General features: G+C 47.1%; 22 protein-coding genes and 6 tRNA genes. 14 read left to right on the forward strand and 14 right to left on the reverse strand.

What is annotated here, in order from left to right:
* Positions 1 to 113 precede the first annotated feature (113 nt).
* A tRNA-Leu gene (locus tag WH45_RS03675) sits at positions 114 to 196 on the reverse strand.
* A 226-nt stretch (positions 197 to 422) separates the two neighbouring features.
* Here WH45_RS03675 and WH45_RS24070 point away from each other — a divergent pair.
* Positions 423 to 545 (forward strand): hypothetical protein, encoded by a 123-nt coding sequence (locus tag WH45_RS24070; protein WP_268748562.1) that lies wholly within the window; start codon positions 423 to 425, stop codon positions 543 to 545.
* 330 nt (positions 546 to 875) lie between these two features.
* A complete protein-coding gene (locus WH45_RS03680) occupies positions 876 to 1,526 on the forward strand; it encodes an urease accessory protein UreF (RefSeq protein WP_046213061.1) in 651 nt (216 codons plus the stop codon).
* 233 nt (positions 1,527 to 1,759) lie between these two features.
* Here WH45_RS03680 and WH45_RS03685 read toward each other — a convergent pair whose 3' ends face one another.
* Positions 1,760 to 2,128, reverse strand: coding sequence for a helix-turn-helix domain-containing protein (locus WH45_RS03685; protein ID WP_046213062.1), 369 nt, complete (start codon positions 2,126 to 2,128; stop codon positions 1,760 to 1,762).
* A gap of 202 nt (positions 2,129 to 2,330) precedes the next feature.
* On the opposite strand from WH45_RS03685, the gene WH45_RS03690 reads away from it, so the two are divergent.
* Positions 2,331 to 2,534 (forward strand): helix-turn-helix domain-containing protein, encoded by a 204-nt coding sequence (locus WH45_RS03690; RefSeq protein WP_046213063.1) that lies wholly within the window; start codon positions 2,331 to 2,333, stop codon positions 2,532 to 2,534.
* Between the two features lie 413 nt (positions 2,535 to 2,947).
* On the opposite strand, the gene WH45_RS03695 is transcribed toward WH45_RS03690, so the two are convergent.
* The 3 genes from WH45_RS03695 to WH45_RS03705 form a co-directional block, all read right to left on the reverse strand.
* Positions 2,948 to 3,030 (reverse strand) — tRNA-Leu (locus tag WH45_RS03695).
* Between the two features lie 19 nt (positions 3,031 to 3,049).
* Positions 3,050 to 3,122 (reverse strand) — tRNA-Lys (locus WH45_RS03700).
* 17 nt (positions 3,123 to 3,139) lie between these two features.
* Positions 3,140 to 3,211, reverse strand: a tRNA-Glu gene (locus WH45_RS03705).
* A 242-nt stretch (positions 3,212 to 3,453) separates the two neighbouring features.
* On the opposite strand from WH45_RS03705, the gene WH45_RS03710 reads away from it, so the two are divergent.
* Entirely contained in the window at positions 3,454 to 4,239 is a 786-nt protein-coding gene (locus tag WH45_RS03710; RefSeq protein WP_046213064.1) for a DeoR/GlpR family DNA-binding transcription regulator, read from the forward strand.
* Positions 4,236 to 5,111 (forward strand): Cof-type HAD-IIB family hydrolase, encoded by an 876-nt coding sequence (locus tag WH45_RS03715; RefSeq protein WP_052723609.1) that lies wholly within the window; start codon positions 4,236 to 4,238, stop codon positions 5,109 to 5,111. Before WH45_RS03710 ends, WH45_RS03715 begins: the two co-directional genes overlap by 4 nt.
* 212 nt (positions 5,112 to 5,323) lie before the next feature.
* Here the strand turns inward: WH45_RS03715 and WH45_RS03720 are convergent.
* From WH45_RS03720 to WH45_RS03730, 3 genes are all read right to left on the reverse strand, one after another.
* Positions 5,324 to 5,415: transfer RNA gene (locus tag WH45_RS03720), tRNA-Ser, on the reverse strand.
* A 6-nt stretch (positions 5,416 to 5,421) separates the two neighbouring features.
* Positions 5,422 to 5,497 (reverse strand) — tRNA-Asn (locus tag WH45_RS03725).
* A 24-nt stretch (positions 5,498 to 5,521) separates the two neighbouring features.
* Entirely contained in the window at positions 5,522 to 6,007 is a 486-nt protein-coding gene (locus WH45_RS03730; RefSeq protein WP_046213065.1) for a SprT family protein, read from the reverse strand.
* Between the two features lie 219 nt (positions 6,008 to 6,226).
* Between WH45_RS03730 and WH45_RS03735 the strand changes: the two genes are divergently transcribed.
* Positions 6,227 to 6,592, forward strand: coding sequence for a hypothetical protein (locus WH45_RS03735; RefSeq protein ID WP_046213066.1), 366 nt, complete (start codon positions 6,227 to 6,229; stop codon positions 6,590 to 6,592).
* Positions 6,593 to 6,797: 205 nt separating this feature from the next.
* Here the strand turns inward: WH45_RS03735 and WH45_RS03740 are convergent, their stop codons facing one another.
* The 5 genes from WH45_RS03740 to fur all read right to left on the reverse strand — a co-directional run bounded on the left by WH45_RS03740 (position 6,798) and on the right by fur (position 12,288).
* A complete protein-coding gene (locus WH45_RS03740) occupies positions 6,798 to 9,023 on the reverse strand; it encodes a Tex family protein (protein ID WP_046213067.1) in 2,226 nt (741 codons plus the stop codon).
* Positions 9,024 to 9,183: 160 nt separating this feature from the next.
* On the reverse strand, positions 9,184 to 9,534 hold the full coding sequence (locus WH45_RS03745) for a type II toxin-antitoxin system PemK/MazF family toxin (RefSeq protein ID WP_017812889.1): 351 nt from the start codon (positions 9,532 to 9,534) through the stop codon (positions 9,184 to 9,186).
* Positions 9,535 to 9,537: 3 nt separating this feature from the next.
* Positions 9,538 to 9,819: a CopG family ribbon-helix-helix protein gene (locus tag WH45_RS03750; protein WP_026136141.1), complete on the reverse strand. Its 282-nt coding sequence runs from the start codon at positions 9,817 to 9,819 to the stop codon at positions 9,538 to 9,540.
* A 226-nt stretch (positions 9,820 to 10,045) separates the two neighbouring features.
* Complete coding sequence (gene alr / locus WH45_RS03755; RefSeq protein ID WP_046213068.1) at positions 10,046 to 11,230, reverse strand: alanine racemase; 1,185 nt, start codon at positions 11,228 to 11,230, stop codon at positions 10,046 to 10,048.
* A gap of 566 nt (positions 11,231 to 11,796) precedes the next feature.
* Positions 11,797 to 12,288 carry a ferric iron uptake transcriptional regulator gene (fur, locus tag WH45_RS03760; protein WP_046213069.1) on the reverse strand — a complete coding sequence of 164 codons (492 nt, stop codon included), beginning with the start codon at positions 12,286 to 12,288 and terminating at the stop codon, positions 11,797 to 11,799.
* Positions 12,289 to 13,103: 815 nt separating this feature from the next.
* Here fur and arfA point away from each other — a divergent pair.
* The 5 genes from arfA to WH45_RS03785 all read left to right on the forward strand — a co-directional run bounded on the left by arfA (position 13,104) and on the right by WH45_RS03785 (position 19,385).
* Positions 13,104 to 14,591 carry an arabinosylfuranosidase ArfA gene (gene arfA, locus WH45_RS03765; protein ID WP_046213301.1) on the forward strand — a complete coding sequence of 496 codons (1,488 nt, stop codon included), beginning with the start codon at positions 13,104 to 13,106 and terminating at the stop codon, positions 14,589 to 14,591.
* Between the two features lie 103 nt (positions 14,592 to 14,694).
* Positions 14,695 to 16,050, forward strand: coding sequence for an ABC transporter substrate-binding protein (locus tag WH45_RS03770; RefSeq protein ID WP_046213070.1), 1,356 nt, complete (start codon positions 14,695 to 14,697; stop codon positions 16,048 to 16,050).
* A gap of 224 nt (positions 16,051 to 16,274) precedes the next feature.
* Complete coding sequence (locus WH45_RS03775) at positions 16,275 to 17,168, forward strand: carbohydrate ABC transporter permease (protein WP_046213302.1); 894 nt, start codon at positions 16,275 to 16,277, stop codon at positions 17,166 to 17,168.
* A gap of 28 nt (positions 17,169 to 17,196) precedes the next feature.
* Positions 17,197 to 18,039, forward strand: coding sequence for a carbohydrate ABC transporter permease (locus WH45_RS03780; protein ID WP_046213071.1), 843 nt, complete (start codon positions 17,197 to 17,199; stop codon positions 18,037 to 18,039).
* Positions 18,036 to 19,385 carry an arabinan endo-1,5-alpha-L-arabinosidase gene (locus tag WH45_RS03785; protein WP_046213072.1) on the forward strand — a complete coding sequence of 450 codons (1,350 nt, stop codon included), beginning with the start codon at positions 18,036 to 18,038 and terminating at the stop codon, positions 19,383 to 19,385. The genes WH45_RS03780 and WH45_RS03785 overlap by 4 nt, the downstream gene beginning before the upstream one ends.
* 78 nt (positions 19,386 to 19,463) lie before the next feature.
* Here the strand turns inward: WH45_RS03785 and WH45_RS03790 are convergent, their stop codons facing one another.
* Positions 19,464 to 20,414 carry an ArsR/SmtB family transcription factor gene (locus tag WH45_RS03790; RefSeq protein ID WP_046213073.1) on the reverse strand — a complete coding sequence of 317 codons (951 nt, stop codon included), beginning with the start codon at positions 20,412 to 20,414 and terminating at the stop codon, positions 19,464 to 19,466.
* A gap of 171 nt (positions 20,415 to 20,585) precedes the next feature.
* Between WH45_RS03790 and WH45_RS03795 the strand changes: the two genes are divergently transcribed.
* The 3 genes from WH45_RS03795 (at position 20,586) to WH45_RS03805 (ending at position 23,183) form a co-directional block, all read left to right on the forward strand.
* A complete protein-coding gene (locus WH45_RS03795) occupies positions 20,586 to 22,073 on the forward strand; it encodes an alpha-N-arabinofuranosidase (RefSeq protein WP_046213074.1) in 1,488 nt (495 codons plus the stop codon).
* Positions 22,074 to 22,084: 11 nt separating this feature from the next.
* Positions 22,085 to 22,390, forward strand: coding sequence for a hypothetical protein (locus tag WH45_RS03800; RefSeq protein WP_235338275.1), 306 nt, complete (start codon positions 22,085 to 22,087; stop codon positions 22,388 to 22,390).
* A gap of 268 nt (positions 22,391 to 22,658) precedes the next feature.
* Entirely contained in the window at positions 22,659 to 23,183 is a 525-nt protein-coding gene (locus tag WH45_RS03805) for a hypothetical protein (protein WP_046213076.1), read from the forward strand.
* Positions 23,184 to 23,388: the final 205 nt, after the last annotated feature.

A 23,388-nucleotide genomic window follows, 5' to 3' on the forward strand; every position in this document is an offset into this window, starting at 1 on the left:
GACAGCGTTTTATGTATTATATCCTACTTGTACAACTTTTGCGGATGATTGAGGTCAAGTGAAGGTCACTTGATAATCCGACAGTTATAATTTCCTGATTACAATCTTGGTAATGCGGTCGAGAGGACTCGAACCTCCACGGGTATACACCCACTACCCCCTCAAGATAGCGTGTCTGCCATTCCACCACGACCGCATAATAATAGCAGAAATCATAACAACTGTATCAGTTTATCATTATTATTTGATATTGTAAACTATTAATTTCATTATATATACAAAGAAAAAGAGAAGTATATAGGACTCGTTTGTAGCAGGCCCAGCAATGCTTTGAAAATGGGCTGCGCGAGTTTCCTGAACACCGGGAACTGGAATTTTTTTATGCGATGGTGTTTTAAAATCTGGATGAACATGTGGAAGCGATGAGACGTCTGTTAATCCAGCTGGCCGATACATCATCGGATCAGGGTATTGCCGGTTATAACAGAGCGATCCGCTTTTATTCCAATCAATTGGATCGAATATTGGGTCAAATATGGGACTAGTTATATAAAGAATTTAATGTTCCTCGAATATGTAGATTATATTCAGTTTATTTATATGTTAATTAAAATGACATAAAATACATTCTTTTATTGAATATAGATACAAACATCATAATAATTAATTATTTATCGCTAAAAATTTGTTTTATCAGTCAATTATATTGACACATTAACCTAATATATGTAAGTATTATTTACAAATTGAAAGAAATTAAATTATTAATCGACAGTAAGTTATATTAATTTACATTCTGCTGACTTCATCCCTCTATCCCGTATACTTTCACACATTAAAATAAAGAAAAACAACAAACGGAGGCTGATGGAACAATGAACAGTAGCCAAAAGCTGCTCGCTTATGTGCAATTACTGGATGCCAAACTGCCAACTGCCAGCTTTACCCATGCTCATCATGTGGAACAACGTGTACAGGAAGGCATAATCAGTAATGTCGCCCAATTGGAGCAGCATCTTGTAGATCATCTGCAGCCCCATTTATTTCAGTGGGAAGCACCGGCCATCCACAGTGTCTATATGGCCAGCAGCGAACAGGATGCATGGACACTTGCTCTCATTGACAAGATGATCATCCAGCAGATTATCCCTGCCGAATCAAGGGATGAAGCCCGCAAGACCGGAAAGCGCTTACTAAAATTGGCACATAGCCTGTATCCATGGATGAGCTTCACGGTATTGGAGAGAGCGGTTTATGAGTATCAGGCGATTCTATCACTCACCACCCTGCATGCCTGGATTAACTACCATTTGGGGACTGAACGAGATCAAGCTGTCAACTGCTACCTGTATACCCTTCTCTCCTGCTGCATCAGCCGGGCTGCTCGTCCGCTGCAGCTGAGCATCCCGCAGGCCGGCATACTGACAGATCGTCTATCTCTGCAAATGGAACAGCAGTGGCAAGAACAATCCAATCAGCGTCAGAACAGTCCTGGTGCAAGTCCGGTCAGCAGTATCATCAAGTAGTATCTCTGGTCCTCCGTCTGTATACCGCCAGTCTACTCTATGCCGCAAGATAATCTGCCAACAATCCCCCTTCAGCAACAATCATCTTTTTAAAATACACCAAAATACACTAAACTCCATCAACACGGCAAAAGTAAACACGACAAAAAGAGTCCATCATCTCTCCGGACTCTTTTTGCTGTGAATAAAACCGGTATATCCCGCCGTCCAGCCAGAACCAGACTGCTGCGAGCCTAGTCTTCCTGCAGTCTTGATTTGCGATACGCCGTAAATTCGATGTATTCCTTGATAAACTCTTTCTCGTTATCACTCAAGATTTCTTCCTGGCAATTCAATTGCCCCATAAGTTCAAAAAAATAAGGACTGCTCTGTTCTTTGATCAGTTCAGCTTGACGCTCCTTGCCAATAAGAAGCCAATCCAGACTGACATCAAAATAGGCAGCAATCTCAATCAGCTTATGAGTACCCAGTGTAGATTTTCCCCTTTTCCAGTCGCCAAAGTTACCTGTACTGATTTTGAGTTGTTCACAAAATGACTTTTTGGTAATTCCTTTGTTTTTGATCAGCAATTCGATACGATCATAAATAGATTGCGGCTGCATATATTTCCACTCCCGACCTTGTCATCTAACAACACTTATATAAGTAATTAATTGTTGATTAAAAACGCATTTAAGTATATACTAACTTTAGCGACATTTTTTTACTTCTTTTCCTGAATCATTATACCACAGGCCCTGCGACGGGAGCCTGGATGCATATTCTGCATGGTATGATGTTACTTTTAAGCAAGGGGTGATATTGTTGAACCGCAAGCAGCCCGTTACCTCTTTTGGCTGGGCAATCAAGCAGCGGCTGGCAGAAATGCAGATGGATCAAAAGACGTTTTGCGAGTGTTATGGGATTCCACCATCACGTTTATCCAATCTGATTAACGGTACACGCAAAGCTACACGCTATCGTAAACAAGTCGCCGAACTGCTCGACATTGCCGAATATAATCACTGATCGGCGCGTAACATACATACAAGCCATATCGATGGAACCGGAATAACGGATAGCAGGAGACCAGATGTTCATTTATGTATTGCCATAACCTTGTTCCGCCGTTCAGTGAACCCATTAGCGACAATTCTATACCGGCACGATAAATACAATTATGAATTATAATATAGTATGGTTTGGCTGCGAATTCAATAACCATATTCATCCAAAATCCATTTTATCCCTGTTCAGCCCTTTCCCCCCCGGCTGAACTGCCTGTCTGCAGCTTCTTCTATTGCCAGTAATTATGGAAAATAGACCTGCCCAACGGCTTATCCTAATCGCGCTCATTTCTATGCTGTCAGCGTATATTCTAACACAAATAAAGAGTCCCTGTTATCTTATCATAACAGGGACTCTTTATTATCTTACTAGTATGCGGTCGAGAGGACTCGAACCTCCACGGGTATACACCCACTACCCCCTCAAGATAGCGTGTCTGCCATTCCACCACGACCGCGCAGACAAAAATATAAATGTGAGCCATGAAGGACTCGAACCTTCGACACCCTGATTAAAAGTCAGGTGCTCTACCAACTGAGCTAATGGCTCTTACTATAAAATGAGGATGACCCGTAGGGGATTCGAACCCCTGTTACCTCCGTGAAAGGGAGGTGTCTTAACCCCTTGACCAACGGGCCACAATTTCTTAACAACAAAAACGAGTATACCAACTCTAGAGTTAGATTGCAAGCATTTTTATAAAATAAATTTTTGACTTAAATTTCACTTATCATAATAAGTATTTTACTTGTAAAATAAATTAATAATACTTATAATTACTTATATAACTTACTTTCACGCAGATCACTCATTAAATAGATAAGAGCTGCAGCCGAGTACTGTTTTCGAATGGATAACCTACAAAAAGGAGATTTTCCGGATGTATCAGGAAGAGCGAATGCTTCACATTCTTAAATATCTTGAAAGTCATCAGCGGATCAATATCGAGGAAATCTGCAGTCTTTTCCATGTCTCGCGCGATACGGCCAGGAGAGATCTTGTTCGGCTGGAAGAGCAGAATTCCATCATCCGCACACGCGGCGGTGCCATGCTGTCTACGGCCACGATGACCATCCCCAGTTATAAGGATCGGCTGAATACCGTCTCTTCGGAAAAGAAAAAAATCGGGCAGCTTGCAGCTACCCTAATTCGGGATGGCGAACGTGTGATTCTGGACTCTTCCACTACGGTGCAGGCCTGTGCCGAATTTATTGAAGCGGCAGGCTGCACAGTCATCACCAATTCGATCAATCAAGCGGATATTCTCTCGGACAAGGAAGATATGACGATTCATCTGCTCGGCGGTCAGCTGCAGTCCCAGCACCGCTATGTATATGGCTCCGAAGCGATCGAGGCACTATCCCATTATTTTGCTGAACGCGCCTTTATCGGCATTGGCAGCATTTCCGCCAAAGGACTAACCTCCCTGACCGTAGAAGAAGGCCGCATCAAGCATAAAATGATGCAGCAGGCTGAAATGGTGATTATTCTGGCTGACCATTCCAAGTTTGGACGGGAATTATTTTATAAATTTGCTGACCTGTCGGAAATCGATCTCATTATTACGGACCGTGCCCCCAGTGCAGAGATGACGGAACTGCTGCAGCAGCATGAAGTTGAATTATGGATTGCCGATCAACCCCAACCCAAGGAGCTGAGTGTATGAGTATCAAATTAATTGCAATCGATCTGGATGGAACTTTGCTAAGCGGGCACAGCTATGTCAATGAGGTTAACGCCTCTGCTATTCGTGCCGCCCAGCAGGAAGGCATCATCGTCAGCATTGCCACCGGGCGTGCCCACCACAATGTCAGAGATATCCTTAAGCCAACAGGCCTCGTGACACCGGTCATCTCTTCCAACGGCTCTGTCATTCATGATGATGAATCGCAGCATCTCTTCTCTCTGCCGCTGGAACGCCAGCAGGCGATGGAAGTGCTGGACTGGCTGGAAAAGGGGAACTATTATTACCAGGCTCATACGAGCAAAGGAATCTATACAATCAGCAATGGCCATCAGCGTCTCGCTGTGGAAGTGGACCGTCTGCTCAGTACCAACCCTGATCCGACACTAATCAAAATGCTGGAAGCCATGCAGTCGCATGGTGCCCAGGTACAGCTGATTCGCGTATCGTCTCATTATGATATTCCGGATGAGGCAGATTTCTATAATATCCTCGCCCTCTCCCTTGACCCGGATAAGCTGGAAGCCGGCCGACTGCATTTTGCAGAACGTGATGATATGACCATGGTCGTCTCCGGCAGTCATAACTTTGAAATGGAACACAAAGAAGCTTCCAAAGGAAACGCGCTCAAGCATCTGGCTGCGCATTACGGTATTGCAATGGAGGATACCATGGCGATTGGCGATAATTTTAACGACGTCTCCATGATCACTATGGCTGGCAAAGGCATAGCCATGGGTAATGCCGAACCTGAAGTGCAGGCCATTGCAGATGAGGTGACACGCACAAACGAGGAAGATGGCGTAGCCCATGCCATTTATCGGGCGCTGGGCATGAATATTCCTTTATCTTGAGCTGCTCAGGTATTGGATTACTTGCTTTTTGAGACCCCTTATAACTCTAATAACCTTCTATTTGAGAACAGGCTGTACTTGCAGCTGCTCTTAAAATAGAAGGTTATTTTTACATCGGTCTATCCAATACCATAGCGGCAGATCAATAAAAAAAGAGCCAGCATATGCTGACTCTCTTAATAGCTATTATGTATACCACATTAAAAATCATATGGCGGAGAGAGAGGGATTCGAACCCTCGCACCGCTTACGCAGTCTAACCCCTTAGCAGAGGGTCCCCTTATAGCCACTTGGGTATCTCTCCAAGAAATGGCTCCCCGAACAGGACTCGAACCTGTGACAACTCGATTAACAGTCGAGTGCTCTACCAACTGAGCTATCAGGGAACAATATTGAATACAAAAATTAATTTACCATGATTCCTGAGGTAAGTCAAGCACTTCAAGTTTCAATTTTCCACTGCATTTGCCGCAGCGGTATTTATCGGGGTTCATGCGTCTTTTGCGCAAATACTGGGTTGCACATTCTCGGCAGACGAGCCGATAGCGGTATAGCTCCTTGCGCTTAATGCCCATCATTTCCGGTGGAATCTGGCAGTAGCGTCCGCCTCCTACCCGCTTCAGCCAGTACTTGAACTCGGGATCGCGATGCTGGTAGCCAAGTCCCTGAATGTGCAGATGATAATGGCACAGCTCATGCTTGATAATTTTCTCTACTTCTTCCCTACCGAATGCCTGGAGCTGATGCGGATTAATCTCAATATGATGACTTTTCAAAAAGTAGCGTCCTCCGGTCGTACGCAGTCTCGCATTGAAGACGGCACGGTGCAGAAACGGACGTTCAAAATGCTGCAGTGACAACTGTTCCACCCAGACTTGTAGTTCGTCGTTCGTCATGAATCCCGGCATACTCCTTTAATGTTGTGGTTCTTCCTGATTGCTGTTATGCTTCCGGATGATGGCGGATGGATCATTGCCACAGCCTTCTCTTGAATTTTAACTTTGTTATGCGATACACTTCAAGTACTTACTCTAATTTTTTACCAATTTTACATACCGCAAACCGGATGACTCATCCGAGCAGCCTGCGGATATGTTACTTAAGGGAGAATACCGATGACAACAACTGTTATGCGCTATGTAATTCTGCAGCATGAGGACCAGCTGCACTATGTGGAAATGCCTGCTGAGTATGCCTACCAGCTCAGCGCACTGAATCTGCGACTACATAAGGAAATCAGCAAGCTCACTGCTGATCATATCCCTTCCCTTCCACGCGCTATCGCTGAATGTGATAACCTGGAACTGCTGAATCCGGAGGCAGTCCTGTTAAACGGCCTGCATTACATTAACGAGCTGGAGCAGTCTTTTGCAGCCCTCCAGGAAGAACAATATCCGCTCATCTCCCTGCTGACCGAGATTCGCGCTTTGCAGGCTCAGCTGGAGCAGTGGTATGAGGAATACGAGGAAGCCCGGCTCTAAGCGTCCTATCCGTCACCAGGCGGCTTAGAGGGGCTGAATCCATTCACTCTCGGAGATAACGCAAAAAAAGGCAGTATGCGATAAAATGCATACTGCCTTTTTAGTGATCATCCACCTTGTAGATCCGAAGATGGTTTATATATATATCCTTTACAGGCCAATCTGATATCAGCGATCCGGATAGATGCAGATAAATGTCCTCTGCTTACTGGGCTGTCGCTTGATTGGCAGACGATGGACGCATGGTCAGACCGACTCTGCCTTTTTTGACATCAACGTTCATAACCCAGACAGTTACATTGTCACCAACCGAGACGACATCCATCGGATGCTTAACAAACTGCTCGCTCAGCTGGGAAATGTGTACCAATCCATCATTTTTGATACCAATATCGACAAAGGCACCAAAGTCTATCACGTTACGAACCGTTCCCTGCAGCTCCATACCTGGTGTCAGATCTTCGATCTTGAGCACGTCCGTACGGAAAATCGGCAGCGGCAGCTCATCACGCGGGTCACGGCCCGGACGCTGAAGACTGTCCAGAATATCGCGCAGTGTCGGTACACCGATTTCCAGCGATTGTGCTGCTTCTTCCACATTTACAGCAGCCAGTGCTTCGACAGCTTCCGGGCTGCCCAGCTGTTCCGGCTTGATGTTCAGGGATTGGAGCAGCTTGTTGGTGGCATCATAGGATTCCGGGTGAATACCGGTGTAATCCAGTGGATTGTCCCCACCCTTGATCCGCAGGAAACCTACACACTGCTGAAGTGTCTTCGCACCGAGGCGAGGTACTTTTTGCAGCTGCTTGCGGCTGGAGAATCGGCCGTTCTCTTCCCGATACTTCACGATATTTTTGGCAATCGTGGCATTTACGCCCGCTACATAGGACAGCAGGGAAGGCGACGCTGTATTCACATCGACACCAACATGGTTAACCGCCGATTCGACGACGCCTTTCAGGCTGCTTTCCAGGTGTTTCTGGGATACGTCGTGCTGGTACTGGCCTACTCCGATGGCTTTTGGGTCAATCTTGACCAGTTCGGCCAACGGGTCCTGTACACGGCGTGCGATGGAAGCTGCACTGCGCTGTGCTACATCCAGATCCGGGAATTCTTCCTGGGCGAGCTTGGAAGCAGAGTATACACTTGCTCCCGCTTCACTTACGATCAGATAAGCCAGCTTGCGATCCTCAATCTCCTGGATCAGTTCAGCAATGAACTGTTCGGTCTCACGGGACGCTGTACCGTTACCAATAACGATCAATTCGATATGGTGCTCATCGATCATACGGCGGATTGTGTCCGCAGCCTCCCTTTTCTTGTTCACCGGTGGTGTCGGATAGGTAACTGCCACTTCCAGCAGCTTGCCTGTCTCGTCTACGGCAGCCAGCTTACAACCTGTCCGGTAAGCAGGGTCCACGCCGAGTACCCGTGTCTCCTTGATCGGTGCCTGCAGCAGCAGATTGCGCAGATTACCCGCAAAGATGGAAATCGCCTGGTTATCCCCTTTTTCGGTCAGTTCCGTACGTACTTCACGCTCAATGGAAGGCGCGATCAGACGCTTGTAGGCATCTTCAATCACATTATTCAGAATATCGCGTACGGCAGAAGGTCCCTTGATTATCTGCTTGTCCATATAACGGTATACCGGCTCAGGAGCCACTTCCAGCTGCACCTTGAGGATATTTTCCCGTTCTCCCCGGTTAATCGCGAGGATACGGTGCGGAGGCATCTTCTTCGCCAGTTCACGGTAGCTGTAGTACATTTCGTATACGGATTCTTCGTCCGCTTTTTTGGCTTCGGTCACGAGCATACCGTGATCGAGCGTATACCGTCTGATCCAGGTACGCAGCGCTGCATCATCCGAGATGTTCTCGGCAAGAATATCCATCGCTCCCTGCAGCGCGTGAGAAGCGTCCTCTACGCCTTTCTCCGCGTCGATATAACGTGCTGCCTCTACCAGCGCTTCAGGCTGCTTGGGCTGGCTCATGATCCACTGGGCGAGTGGCTCCAGTCCTTTTTCCTTGGCTACACTTGCGCGTGTTTTGCGCTTTTGGCGGTATGGACGATACAGATCTTCCACTTCCTGCAGCTTGGAGGCATTCTGGATCGAAGCGGCCAGTTCACTGGTCAGCTTATCCTGCTCGCTGATGATGCGGAGCACTTCATCCTTGCGATCCTGCAGATTGCGCAGGTACTGGTGACGTTCTTCAATATCGCGCAGCTGGTTCTCATCCAGTTCACCGGTCATTTCCTTACGGTACCGGGCGATAAATGGAATGGTATTGCCTTCTGCTAGTAAATCAATCGTTGTACGAATTTGTTTTAGTGAAATTTGCAGCTCTCCGGCAATTTGCTTGACGATCCGTTCGCGGACCTGCTGCTCACTGGCTTTCGCCTGTTCTTCGGTAATCGGTTTTTGTTCAGACAATCTTATCCCTCTTTCCGCTCTTCCCGCAGGAAGAACCCTGTCATCATACATATATTATCTCAGACAATAAGCCTGATTTCCACCCGGTATCACGAAGTAAAGGGCTGTAAAGACGCAAAAAACCCGGTGCATTCACCGGGTCCGCTTGCTCACCGCAGGCCTAGAAATCTACCAGGCCCAGGCTGATCTGGAGCGAGTCATGCACACGACGCATGGTCTCTTCATCCAGATGTGTGATTTTGTCAGTTAAACGCTGCTTATCAATGGTACGAATCTGCTCTAATAAAATGACGGAATCCCTGTCAAACCCGTGGGACTTGGCGTCAATTTCCACGTGCGTCGGCAATTTGGCCTTCTGGATCTGTGCCGTAATTGCCGCCACAATGACCGTCGGACTGAAGCGATTACCAATGTCGTTCTGGATTACCAAAACTGGTCTTACGCCACCCTGTTCGGAACCGACGACGGGCGATAAATCTGCAAAAAATACATCGCCGCGCTTTACGATCAATGTCTACACCCCGCTAACTAAGCGGTCCAGAGTGATATCCGCCTCTTCCTCCGCATAAAAAGCTTCGCACGCGATTCTCAGATTGATCTTGGCCATTTCCATGTATCCACGCTGCATTGCCTCGCGGACATGCCGCTTCTTACGCTCCGTGAGATACCCTTTCATAGCCTTTCTGATTAACTCGTTGCGGTCGGAATTCTCCAAAGCTGCGATCCCATCCATCTCCTGCAAAAGCTGATCCGGTAAATGGACCATAATCCCTTGCACATTTTGCATGTTGTCCAACTGTCCAGCACCCCCAAAACCTTTTCCAGCCATACCCCTTAGCTGATTTAACGGCATTTTTACATACGCGAATCCAAGTTTCTGGTCTGCGCCACACGCACAGTGCGTGAGGCAACTTTGCTGCCATCATTATAAACCACATTATGGGCGCGAGTACAGACTTTTCATCACAATATGTAAGATTCGCCTCAAAAATCCGGTTTCCTTCAATCCCAATAGAAATATTTTACCTATTAAGTAAAGGATTCCAGCGGCTCAGGATATTACCATTTTGGTAATAGACGCGCGGCACTCTGGCTGCAAGCATGCAAATGATCTCGTAATTGATGGTTCCCAGCTCGGAAGCAAGATCGTCAGCAGTAATCGTTTGGTCCTGCTGGCGACCGATTAGGACAACCTCTTCGCCGATTTGGATTTCTTCTGCGCTCTCCGCAAAAGATTTGAGTGATACCATACACTGATCCATACAGATTGTTCCAATCACAGGGACGCGGTGACCGCGGATCAGCACCTGTGCCTTGCCGCTTAACATACGCGAATAACCATCTGCATAGCCGATCGGAAGAGTGGCTATCTGTTCATCTGCACCTGTGAAATAACGGGTGCCATAGCTCACTCCGGAACCGGCAGGAAGGGTCTTCAGATAGGATACAGCGGTCTTGACGGTCATAACCGGTGTCAGGTCTATCACCTGCTTGTTCACTTCAGTCGAAGGATACAGCCCATACAGTGCAATACCAACCCGAATCATCTGTGGCGACAGCTCGGGAGTATCAATAGCAGCGGCACTGTTCCCCGTATGTATAATAGGGATAGTATAACCCAGTCTCCGCAGTTCCCGGTCCACTTGTTGGAACCTCTCGTATTGCATCAGTGTATAACTTTTGTCCTGCTCATCCGCCTTGGCAAAATGAGTAAACATTCCCTCTATCTCCAGAACAGGCACCTGAAATGCCTTGACGATAAAATCAGGCGCTTCTTCCGGGAAAAGGCCCAGTCTCCCCATCCCGCTATCAATTTTGATATGAGCTTTGAGTTTGCGTCCGGAAGAATCAACTGTCAGCCGGGCAATGGCCTCGAGCACTTCTTCCGTAAATACATTTAAAGTAACGTCGTATTCATAAGCGGCTGCTACCGCCTCGGGACCGGTGTAACCCAGTACAAGTATCGGCAGACGCACACCATGCTGACGCAGCTCAATCGCCTCATCCAAAAACGCAACACTCAGGTAATCCGCGCCAAGTCTTTCCAGTTCCCGGGATACCTCCACTGCCCCATGTCCATAAGCATTCGCTTTTACACATAATAACAGCTTCGTCGTATCCGGCAAAGTCTGACGGAAAGCCTCATAATTGGCACGCAGCGCATCTAGGTTAATTTCAGCTCTTGTTGGTCGATATTGCTGTTGCAATTACAGTCACCTTCTATCCGTTTTTGCCCGCATGGGCAATACACCTATGTTAATGCGGAAGCCGGATAGCTGTCAATTGTACCTGAGTGAAAAAATGGCGGATGATTCCCTACTCTTACATTATTTATAAGATAAAAGAAAGGTACACTCATTAATGGAAATTCCGGTGATTGGAAATCCCCTTTAATGAGGCCATGCATACATCCTGCCCAGCAGTGAATACCTGCAGGACATCCTTTACGAAACTATACAAAAATGAACCTGATCGCGCTGTTGCTGCTGCACTTACGGGTCCATCTATGTTTTAATACTTACCCGCTTATTTAAAAATAGAAGCGCGATTTTGGCAGAATTGAAAATTTATGAACATACCTCACCCATATACAGAAAGAATCTGCAAGCTGCTGCTGTACTTGCCTGTAATTCCCTGTTCTATTTTACAGCATATCCATTATATATCGGCAGGTACGATTCATATGCTGATACCCATGCCGATGAAAACTCAAAAACAAAAACCGGAAAGATCAGGGAAGATCTTTCCGGTGTAATAATTCTGGCAAAGCCGGTCAGGATACGGCCTGGCACTTTTTGCCGCCTTTATTTTTCTCCCGCTCCTTCATCTGGCAGGAAGAACAAACTCCCTGAAAATCCAGCCGATGGTCTGTGACGGTAAATCCAAACTCGCGCTCCACCCGTTTTTCCAGCGAAACGAGCCAGTCTTCCATAATCTCTTCTACATTACCGCACTGGGTACAGATGAGATGATGATGCAAATGGGGACTGTTCGCTGCCCGCAGGTCAAATCGCGCCGCTCCATCGCCAAAATTGACTTTCTGCACAATCTGCAGTTCGTTCAGCAGATCAAGCACCCGGTAGACGGTAGCCATGCCGATCTCCGGGAATCGTTCCTTTACCAGCAAAAATACTTCCTCTGCACTCAGATGATCTTTTTCATGTTCCAGCAGTACCCGGATTGTCGTCTCACGCTGAGGCGTCAGCTTGTAGCCTTTAGACTTCAGACGCTCTTTGATTCTGTCCACCTGTTCCGTCAGCATCATAATGTCATTCACACCTTCCGGTTTATTTTGCATTTTTCATTAACGCATTCGATTGATTATCAGGCCATTCATTTGATTATTCGTTCCAAGCATAGTATGGATCTGCCGCTTCATCTATATCTTCACGCACACTGCCTTTACTATTTTCACGATACACTTATTATATCACATCGTATTTATACTTAGAATAATTATAATTCCATAATACCTAAAATGAGGACAGCTTGTAAATAGAAGCAGCAAAAAACCTGGAGTCATCAAAACCGGCTATTTCCGTTACCAGATCTATGTAATGATATACAATTTGCTTGTCTGCTGACTTCCATATTTCAATAAATTGGCGTTCAGATATTATTATTTTTATTGCTTTGTGTTATCAGATGATCATACCCTGCAACCGGAAATAGGATGAATTCCATAGCAGTCCACCTCAAATATCAGCCATGGCGAACGCTGCTGTATTTCTTGTAAACCTTTCGGATAATAAATGATAATATAGCTAATCTTTGTTCTATATTCTTTTGCAGACATGTATATAGGAAAAATAATGAATGCGGTTACATATTCTCTCCCAAAACCCTTGCAGGCTTTTATTTTTTAAAAGTATATATAATAATAAGGAAGTGATTTTCTATTTTATTAATGTTAATAAAAACATTAATTATTAATATTAATATTGACTGATTAAGAAATCTATGCTACATTCGGTTTGTAAATTTATGCAATAAAAGCCCAAAAAAGCGCTATTAAATTGTAGGCATAAGCATGTCAGGAAAGGATGAAGCACGTTGTCACAATCTAATCTCAAAGCCAAAATGATCGTCGATAAGGCCTTCCGAATTGCGGAAGTAGATAAAAGAATTTACGGCTCTTTTATTGAGCATCTGGGCAGAGCGGTATATGGCGGTATTTATGATCCTTCTCATCCGTCCGCTGATGAAAACGGTTTCCGTAATGATGTAAAACAATTGATCCAAGAGCTGCAGGTTCCCATCATCCGTTATCCCGGAGGCAATTTTGTATCCGGTTACAACTGGGAAGATGGAGTTGGTCCGGTAGAATCCCGTCCAAAGCGTCTGGAACTGGCCTGGCGTACAGTCGAACCAAACGAGGTCGGTACCAACGAGTTCATGCAGTGGGCCAAGCAGGCTGGCTCCGAAGTCATGATGGCGGTTAACCTGGGAACACGCGGCATCGATGCTGCACGCAACCTGATCGAATATTGCAATCATCCTGGTGGTTCCTACTATAGTGATCTTCGCAAACAGCATGGCTACGCAGATCCGTATGGTATCAAAACCTGGTGTCTGGGCAACGAAATGGATGGTCCATGGCAGATCGGTCACAAGACTGCTGAAGAATACGGCAAGCTGGCGCTGGAGACAGCCAAAGCGATGCGTCAGGTGGATTCCTCCATCGAGCTCGTAGCCTGTGGCAGTTCCAATACGGCAATGCCTACTTTCCCGCAGTGGGAAGCAACGACTCTTGAACATACGTATGAAGCTGTCGATTACATTTCCCTTCATCAATATTATGGCAACCAGGATAACGATCCAGCCAACTATCTGGCGAGATCAATGGACATGGATCACTTCATTCACACCATTATCTCTACTTGTGACTTTGTCAAAGCCAAAAAGCGCAGCAAGAAAACGATGTACCTGAGCTTTGATGAATGGAATGTATGGTATCACTCCAACGAAGCGGACAGCAAAATGGACCCTTGGAGCATCGCGCCTCCTCAGCTGGAAGATGTGTACAATTTTGAAGATGCACTGCTGGTCGGCAGTATGCTGCTGACATTCCTGCGTCGTGCAGACCGTGTGAAAATGGCCTGTCTCGCCCAGCTGGTCAACGTTATTGCACCGATCATGACCGAAGACGGCGGACGAGTATGGAAGCAGACAATCTTCTATCCTTACATGCATGCTTCCACATATGGACGCGGCATCTCTCTGAAGCCGGTTGTCGACTCTCCGGTGTATGATGCAAAAGATTATACGGATGTTCCTTATCTGGACAGCGCAGTGGTTCATGACGAAGAAAATGATCACCTGACGATCTTCGCACTTAACCGCCACCTGACCGAGTCGCTGGATCTGAACTGTGATGTACGCTCATTTGAAGGATATCGCATCGTGGAACATATTGTTCTGGAAAATGATGACCTCAAAGCCGTGAACACTGCAGACGAAGAAAAAGTCGCTCCACATAATCGCGGACAATCCCAGCTGGACAATGGTATCCTGACTGCACGTCTGTCCAAGACATCTTGGAATGTGATTCGACTTTGCAAGGCCTGAACTGCTCATCCTTTCCTTTTATGAATACGTTATCATCCAAAATCTGCTCGATGGTCAAAAGCTTCATGATTTACAGGTTTTAATTTTATGAGGGGGTCATTCCATGTTTGGTAAAAAAAGCTGGTTAATCGTATTAGCTTCTGTAATGATGTTATCTCTTGTCCTCGCCGGTTGCGGCGGTAAAGGCGCTTCTGATCCGAACCAACTGACATTTATGTTCCGCGGCGGTCCGGATGAATTGAAAGCCTACACGGCTGTCGTCAAGCAGTTTGAACAGGATAATCCAGGAGTCAAAGTAAAAGCAATTCAGACCAACCCGGATCAATATGCCGCCAAATTGCAGGCAGCAATCACAGGTAACAGTGTACCGGATGTATTTTTCTACAACCCTGCCGATCTGAAAGCCTATACCAACAATAACATCCTGCTCGATATCACCAAGTACATCGAGAATAAACCTGATGTGGATCTGAAAAACATGTGGCCGCAAGGTGTAGATATGTACCGTTATGATGGTAACGAAGTAGGCCAAGGCGCCCTGTACGGTCTGCCAAAAGATCTGGGTCCATTCGCACTCGGATACAACAAAACCATGTTCGAAAAAGCAGGCATTGCGCTGCCGGACAAAGACAAGCCTTACACATGGGATGAGTTCATTAAAGTCAATCAACAGCTCACCAAAGATACAGACGGTGACGGCAAACTGGACCAATTCGGTACAGGCCTGAACGCCGAGTGGACACTGCAGCCGTTCGTATGGAGCAACGGTGCTGACTGGCTGGATAAAACACACACCAAAGTAACAATCGACGATCCTAAATTCATCGAAGCACTGCAGTTCTTTGTAGACATGCAGAACAAATACAAAATCACTCCTGCGATTGAACAGGCCCAGACTCTGGATACCTACCAGCGCTGGATGAGAGGCGAATTGGCCTTCTTCCCTGTGGCTCCATGGGATCTGAGCACATTCAAACGTGAACTGAAATTCGATTATGATGTGATTCCATTCCCTGCCGGTTCGACTGGCAAAGCTTCATCATGGATAGGCAGCCTGGGTATTGGCGTATCCAACAAAACGGCTAACCCTGAACTGGCAGCCAAATTGGTAACTTATCTCTCCGCTTCACCAAGTGGACAAAAATCCCTGGTAGATGCAGGCGTACAGATTCCTAACCTGCAGGATATGGCCAAAGAATGGGCAGCTGATACTTCCGCTCCTCCTGCCAACAAAGAAGAATATCTGCAAATCGTTAATGAATACGGCAGACCGCTTCCTGGACAATTCACGTACAATGCAGAATGGTATGCACTATTCTTCACCGATCTGCAGCCGGTACTCGATGGTAAAATCGCAGTCGCTGATTTTGTAAAACAGGAACAGCCGAAGATGCAGGCTATGCTTGATCAGGCTGTAGCTGCCGAGAACAAGGCAAAAGAAAGCAAACAAAGCAAATAACACGATCCATACTACTTTAGTACAAAACAAGTAATTGCACTATAGAACAAGTAATGAAGATACTGCACCAACAACGGAAATGATGTTAGTGTTCTCAGGCTCTTCCCGGGAGGCTAACATCATTTTCATTCCCGTACTGTAGCAATGCTGAAATGCCTATTTAGAAACATAGGGGTGAACTTATGAAAGCGACTTCTGATATTTACCAAGAAGGAAATGCGAGCATGGTTAAAAAGAGATCCAATCTGTATCGTAAAGAGAAAATTTTTGGTTTCTTGTTCATTTTACCGCCAGTCATTGGTTTCTTGCTGTTTACGCTTTATCCGGCACTTTACTCCATTTACGGTTCCTTTACGGATTGGAACGGACTTGGCCAGATGAACTTTATCGGGCTGGACAACTATAAGACATTGTTTACTGATAATTTCTTCTACACATCCATGTATAATACATTTTTCCTGATGATCGGTATCCCGATTGGACTTTTACTGTCCCTGCTTCTCGCACTTGGACTGAATCGTAAGATTCCGGGCACTACTACGTTCCGTGTTATCTACTATGTTCCGGTTATCTCTTCACTCGCTGCGATCTCTATCCTGTGGCAATGGGCTTATAACGGTGACTACGGTCTCGTCAACCAGTTCCTCGGACTGTTCGGTATCAAAGGTCCCAACTGGCTGGCCAACACCGCTACCGTCAAACCAGCGATCATTCTGATGACCATCTGGAAAGGTCTTGGCTTCTCCATGCTGCTCTATCTGGCTGCTCTGCAAAGCGTCTCCCGTACGTACTACGAAGCGGCAGAACTCGATGGCGCCAGCGGTTTCAGCATGTTCCGCCATATTACCTGGCCGATGGTAAAACCGGTAACCTTCTTCCTCGTCGTTACCAACATCATTGGTGGTTCCCAGATCTTTACGGAAATCAACATCATGACACCTACCGGCGGACCGGAATACTCTTCCGCAACGGTCGTGTTCTACATCTGGCAAAAAGCATTTGAAAACCTGCAAATGGGTTATGCCTCTGCGATGGCCGTTATTCTGGGATTGTTCATTTTCATTGTTACCCTGATTCAGTTCAAGATGAATGAGCGTTCCTCATTCGATATGGATTGATCACGATAGAGAAGGAGTGAGTTAAGAGATGGTATACAGCAAACAGCAAAAAATGACCAATGCGATTATTTTCATTATTCTGTGTCTGGGTGCGGTATTTATGATTCTGCCGCTGCTCTGGATGATTTCTACATCATTCAAAAACCGTGAGGCCGTCTTCGCCCTTCCACCGGAATGGATTCCAAAAGATTTCCAATTCACCAAATATGCAGAGATCTGGACAGCCGGACCGCTGATGAGTGGTATTATCAACAGTCTGATCGTCGCGATTACCGTAACGGTAATCGGTACGCTGACTTCCAGTCTCGCTGCTTTTGCTTTTGCCAAAATGCGTTTCCCTTGGAAAAACCAGATCTTCCTGCTGCTGCTGTCATCGATGATGATTCCGTATCCGGCAGTTATGATCTCGCAGTTCATTATGTTCTCCGGCTGGTCATGGGTAGATACCCTGCTGCCGCTGATCGTACCGGGTCTGTTCGGTAACGTGGTTATGATCTTCTTCCTGCGCCAGTATCTGTACAGTATTCCAAACGCGATTATCGAAGCTGCCAAAATTGATGGTACTTCCTACTTTGGCATCTATGCACGCATTATCGTACCGCTGATCAAACCGGCAATCGCTGCACAGCTGATCCTGTGGTTCATGGGAATCTGGAATGACTACCTGCCTCCGATCCTGTATCTGAACTCACCGGAGATTCAGACGCTGCAGCTGGTTATCGCCAACTTTAACGCAAGCTATGCGATTCAGAGTGATTATCCGCTGATCATGGCTGCATCCGTTGTATCGCTGCTGCCGATCCTGATTATCTTCCTGATCTTCCAGCGTCAAATTATTGAATCTGTAGCGATCTCCGGGGTGAAAGGATGAGTATATTGTTTCCTTCCTCTCCTCCGGATCACAAGCTCTACGATACAACCATTCTGGATGATGAATCCAAATGGACGATTAACAACGCACATGATCCGGGCATTCTGAAAACGGATCAAGGGTACTACATTTACTCTACGGACGTCCGTATGGGCGGCGAGCTGACTCCAGGCGTGATGGTACGCCGTTCCCAGGATCTGATTCACTGGGAATGGGTCGGCTACGCCCTTCCGGGCATTCCGGAGATTGCCGCAGAATGGTCGCAGGCGATCAATCTGTGGGCGCCGGATGTAGTTAAAGTAGGCGACAAATATCGTATGTATTATTCCGCTTCGACCTTTGGCAGTACACGTTCGATGATTGGGCTGATGGAGAGCGACTCTCCGGAAGGTCCATGGGTCGATTGCGGCTCCGTGGTTCGCACCCAGGAGGGTGACGGACCGAATGCAATTGATCCCCATGTAGTTAACGATACCGAAGGACAGCAGTGGATGGTATATGGTTCGTTTTTTGGCGGTATTCATATCCTTCCCCTGGATCAGCAGACAGGCAAACCTACCGTTGAGGGATTTGGTACGCTGCTGGCAATTCGGGACAAGGCTACGGTAGATGGTGCGATTGAAGGACCTTATATTGTCTATCATCCGGAATTCCGGAAATATTATTTGTTTGTATCGTATGACTCGCTGTTTAGCGATTATAATGTGCGTGTGGCCCGTGCAGACCATATTACCGGTCCGTACACGGATATTCACGGTCATGTACTGACCGATACGGATTATCGCCCGCAGCACGAGATTGGCAACAAGATTGTTGGCGGTTACCGTTTTCAGGAAGGTGAAGGCTGGGTCGCTCCGGGGCATAATTCGGTGCTGAACGATGACGGCGACTTTTACATTGTCCATCATGCACGTGGAGAAAAGGACAAGCATTGGTCCTATCTGCATATCCGCAAAATTCTCTGGACGGCAGACGGCTGGCCGGTCGTTTCACCGGAACGTTATGCCGGAGAGCAGGAACAGGATCTGGAAGCGTCTCAAATCCCCGGACAATGGGAGACCATTTTGCTGAATCCGGGTGAGAACGGTCAGATTCCTTCGCAGCCGTTGGAGCTTCGCGAGGATGGCAGTCTGCAGCATCATGGACAGCCAGGCAGCTGGCAGCTGCAGGATGCCCGTACGCTGGTCCTGGAGTGGCTGAGCACATCCGGTGAATCACAGCGCAGTGTAGTGAAACTGCTGCCTTCATGGGATTGGGAGAGACATTGCCCTACGATCGTATTTACAGGAATGACCGAGCGGGGCTGGTCGATCTGGGGCAAACAAATTGCATCGATAACCGTATAATGATAGCATGAATATAAAAAAGGGGAGAATCCAAGGTTCTCCCCTTTTTTTATAGCCTGTTATCTAAAGCGTTTACAATTAGACCTGCTTCTCCAGTTCGTTGGACGGTGAACCGGAATGTACCAGCTTGTCGTAATACAGACGGAACACGATATCCTGGTTGTAGTTACCGAATCCGCGGCCGAACAGGGTCAGACCTCCAACATGCTCGGAAGAAGGCTCTACGGCGATGCGCAGCGTCCACTGGCGATCACGTACATTGACATGATCCAGGTTGATGTCCGATATTTTGATGCCATCCATGTACGTACCGTCTCTCGAGACCTGCAGATGCTTCAGCAGGCCGTACTGATTGACGATATCAGGCCACCACTGCGGATTATACTTGCCGCGCTTGTCCCCAAAGTCTCCGGGACTGGTCCATGTACCCAGTTTGACATCATTCAGATAGAAGGTGATATCCGAAGGAAAACGATTGTCCGTGAGCGGCGCCTCGGAAGCGATTTCCAGGGAGACCAGCAGCTCCAGCGGATTCTCGGTCGATAACAGAAAGTTGGGAATTTTATACTCGATAAAACCTTCACTAAACCACAGTATCTTGGCCTGAAAACGCTCGGCATCAAAGAAATACCGCGTATCATCCACCTGACCGATAAATTTCTCCGGTGAAGCCAGTCCGCATGTCGGTTCCACCTGAAGATCGGTATAGTGACCGATCGAGATTTCACTCTCATGATACTGGCGAAGATGTTCGATTTTATTCGGGAAAATGATATTCGCTTCTTCAACCTGAAGTGAACACACTTTCTGTACGCCGCCTTTGCCGGGCTGCATATTGGTAGAGATGATCGCTGCTTTTTCGAGTTTCTTGACGTGCATGGAGACGATGGCGCTTGTCAGGCCAACTGCCTCCGCCAACTCGCGAATATTCATCGGTCGTTCAGCGAGTAATTGGATGATCTTGTGCCGTACACTGCTGGCCAGGGCTTCGTATACCGGCAGTGATTTATCCGAAATGTCCAGATTCATATTCAGGCTCCTCCATTAGCGAGTGTGTAACATTCATATATACCTTTCCACTATATCCTTATGTTAACAAAAATACAAACGTTATCGCTAGTAATTCTCAAATTTTATATTACCTGTTAATATCAAGGTGCATTTCAAGGCAATTTAACCATATTAAGGAGGAATTTATTTATGATTAATATGAATATGAATGCAAAAGAAACCAAAGGTATTATCAGCCGCCATCTGCATGGACAGTTCGCCGAACATCTCGGCAGATGTATCTATGAAGGTCTGTGGGTGGGTGAAGATTCTCCCATCCCGAATACGGAAGGTATTCGCAACGATGTTTTGGAAGCGCTTCGAAAATTACATATTCCTGTACTGCGCTGGCCAGGAGGCTGCTTTGCCGATGAATACCACTGGAAAGACGGTGTAGGTCCGCGTGAGCAGCGCGCGCGCATGGTCAACAATCACTGGGGCGGTGTCGAGGAGAACAACCACTTTGGTACTCATGAGTTCCTAAGACTCTGTGAGCTGCTCGATACAGAACCTTATATCAGCGGCAATGTGGGCAGCGGCACAGTACATGAGATGCAGCAATGGGTCGAGTATATGACTCAGGGCGGTACATCGCCGATGGCAGACTGGCGTCGTCAGAACGGGCAGGATCAGCCATGGAAAGTGACGTACTTTGGCGTAGGGAATGAGAACTGGGGCTGCGGCGGCAACATGCGTCCGGAATATTACGCAGATCTGTACAGACATTATTCCACCTATGTGCGCAATTATGATGAGAATAAAATTTACAAAATCGCCTGCGGTGCGAACGTGGATGATTACCACTGGACCGAAGTGCTGATGCGCGAAGCCGCTCATCTGATGGATGGACTCAGCCTCCACTACTATACGCTTCCATCCGGCGAGTTTTTCCCGGTCAAAGGCTCTGCCACTGACTTTACGGTGGAAGAGTGGTTCCAGACGCTCCGGCTGACTCTTCATATGGAAGAACTGATCACCAAGCATTCCAAGATCATGGACAAATACGACCCGGACAAAAAGGTTGGCCTGATCATCGACGAATGGGGAATCTGGACCGACGTAGAGCCAGGCACCAACCCGGGTTTCCTGTACCAGCAAAATACAATGCGTGATGCCCTCGTCGCCGGGGTCAACCTCAATCTGTTCTACAAGTTCTCGGACCGGGTCAAAATGGCCAATATCGCCCAGATGGTCAATGTGCTGCAGGCGATGGTTCTGACCGAAGGCGACCGGATGCTGCTGACGCCTACGTATCATGTATTTGATATGTATCAGGTCCATCAGGACAGCGAACGACTGGATCTGCAGTACGAGAGCCCTGAATACAAACTCGGCGCACAGTCTATTGCCAAAATCAGCGCCGCCGCTTCCAGGGACCAGGATGGTAAAATCCACCTCACGATCTGTAATCTGAGTCATGCGGATAGCGAATCCTTCTCCTGCAAGATCGAAGGTGTCGATCCAGCATCCTGTACCGCTGTCGGCCAGCTGCTGAGTGCTGATGAACTGAATGCCCATAACACGTTCGAACAGCCGGAAAAAGTCACGCCTGCGCCCCTTGAAGTGTCCCTGTCTGCAGATGGTACACTCACCTTCCAGCTGCCACCAGCTTCGGTCGCTGCGATCACACTGTCCTGATTGGAACAGTCATGATGTATCAGCGTACAGCAGCCGAGCATGGCTGCAAAGGCTGCAACCGCAGTCCGCAGCTGTCAGAGGAAAAGATTCAGCGACTGATTACCATCGCGCTGCAGGGCAAGGCGCCGGAGGAGCTGGCTGCCGAAGAGATTCAGCAGCAGCGATTTGAGACATGTATGTCCTGCCCTTCCCTGCAGTACGGTACAACCTGCAAGCACTGCGGCTGTCTCGTTCATATCCGCACCCGCCTGGCTGCATCCAGCTGTCCTTCGCCTTATGGTTCACAATGGCAGAGTGAGGCATGCAAAGAGGTATAAGAGACAACTAGCTTATGGCTTGGGGTGTGATGTGTACTTCTCTGAAACGGATGAGATTGTTTTAAGGTTTCCAGGCTTCTCCGCTTCTGCTCGTTTCCAAGCTATTGTGAAGACATTGGAGACGGTATACAGGTACATGTGCAATAAACCTATGCTATTTGCTTACGGTTAGTGTATAATCCATACTGGTTATTTGATAATAAAACCGTGCTCCCCTTTGTCTCTGACAGGGCGGGGCTTATGGATTATAAATATTATGGAGGTTTCTATGTCCCCACATCAACTGGCAAAATTATTTGCCGAAGGCAAGATCAGTGAAGATACATTAGTAGACATTCTGCATCAATGTTCTGTCGTACCGCTGCTGTATGACGAAGGCAGCCAGATTACGGCCGATGATTTCTCAAGTCGTCTGGAGAATCCGCTGGAAGGCGAAGCTGCCGAGGCCGCTCAGGCGCTGTATACAACCGTAGTACAGGCTTTCCGCCGCTTTGCCGAACCGGAGAGCTACGAACGGCTGCAGGATTGTATTAGCCTGCAGGAAGATCTGTGCATGACAGGCGTGCTGTCGGTATCCGACTGGATCGACTGGCTGGAGCGCACTGCCGCGGGAGAGACTGAACTTCCTACTGCCGATTTCCACAGCCTGTTCGAAGACCTGCCGGAAGGATACATGATGCAGGACTTCCACGATGATCTGATGTATATTTTGGAACAGCCGGAGAATCCCAAATATGATGAGGCTGTGAAACAGCAAAAGCTGCTGTATCACCAGCTCGGAGTGAGCGATTAATTATCCGGTATAAATCAGGCAGTCAGCACTCTGATTGCTGCACCGCTTCGTTCAATCGTTCAATCGTTAAAATTAGATAAACCAAAAAAGCACGCTTGCTTCAGGAAATGCTTCCAATTCATTAAATATGAGCTGGAAACTGACCGATAGAGCAAACGTGCTTTTTCTTATTTCGCATATCTTTTTTCAATTATCTTTTTTTCAC

The organism is Paenibacillus wulumuqiensis, assembly GCF_000971965.1.
GTDB classification, from domain to species: Bacteria; Bacillota; Bacilli; order Paenibacillales; family Paenibacillaceae; genus Saccharibacillus; species Saccharibacillus wulumuqiensis.

Excerpts from the sequence above, each read along its gene's own strand:
- WH45_RS24070 (WP_268748562.1), top strand. The coding sequence starts at position 423 with ATGAGACGTCTGTTAATCCAGCTGGCCGATACATCATCGGATCAGGGT.
- WH45_RS03680 (WP_046213061.1), top strand. The coding sequence starts at position 876 with ATGAACAGTAGCCAAAAGCTGCTCGCTTATGTGCAATTACTGGATGCC.
- WH45_RS03685 (WP_046213062.1), bottom strand. The coding sequence starts at position 2,128 with ATGCAGCCGCAATCTATTTATGATCGTATCGAATTGCTGATCAAAAAC.
- WH45_RS03710 (WP_046213064.1), top strand. The coding sequence starts at position 3,454 with ATGTATCAGGAAGAGCGAATGCTTCACATTCTTAAATATCTTGAAAGT.
- WH45_RS03715 (WP_052723609.1), top strand. The coding sequence starts at position 4,236 with ATGAGTATCAAATTAATTGCAATCGATCTGGATGGAACTTTGCTAAGC.
- WH45_RS03730 (WP_046213065.1), bottom strand. The coding sequence starts at position 6,007 with ATGACGAACGACGAACTACAAGTCTGGGTGGAACAGTTGTCACTGCAG.
- WH45_RS03735 (WP_046213066.1), top strand. The coding sequence starts at position 6,227 with ATGACAACAACTGTTATGCGCTATGTAATTCTGCAGCATGAGGACCAG.
- fur (WP_046213069.1), bottom strand. The coding sequence starts at position 12,288 with ATGATGCTGACGGAACAGGTGGACAGAATCAAAGAGCGTCTGAAGTCT.
- arfA (WP_046213301.1), top strand. The coding sequence starts at position 13,104 with ATGATCGTCGATAAGGCCTTCCGAATTGCGGAAGTAGATAAAAGAATT.
- WH45_RS03770 (WP_046213070.1), top strand. The coding sequence starts at position 14,695 with ATGTTTGGTAAAAAAAGCTGGTTAATCGTATTAGCTTCTGTAATGATG.
- WH45_RS03775 (WP_046213302.1), top strand. The coding sequence starts at position 16,275 with ATGGTTAAAAAGAGATCCAATCTGTATCGTAAAGAGAAAATTTTTGGT.
- WH45_RS03780 (WP_046213071.1), top strand. The coding sequence starts at position 17,197 with ATGGTATACAGCAAACAGCAAAAAATGACCAATGCGATTATTTTCATT.
- WH45_RS03785 (WP_046213072.1), top strand. The coding sequence starts at position 18,036 with ATGAGTATATTGTTTCCTTCCTCTCCTCCGGATCACAAGCTCTACGAT.
- WH45_RS03790 (WP_046213073.1), bottom strand. The coding sequence starts at position 20,414 with ATGAATCTGGACATTTCGGATAAATCACTGCCGGTATACGAAGCCCTG.
- WH45_RS03795 (WP_046213074.1), top strand. The coding sequence starts at position 20,586 with ATGATTAATATGAATATGAATGCAAAAGAAACCAAAGGTATTATCAGC.
- WH45_RS03800 (WP_235338275.1), top strand. The coding sequence starts at position 22,085 with ATGATGTATCAGCGTACAGCAGCCGAGCATGGCTGCAAAGGCTGCAAC.
- WH45_RS03805 (WP_046213076.1), top strand. The coding sequence starts at position 22,659 with ATGTCCCCACATCAACTGGCAAAATTATTTGCCGAAGGCAAGATCAGT.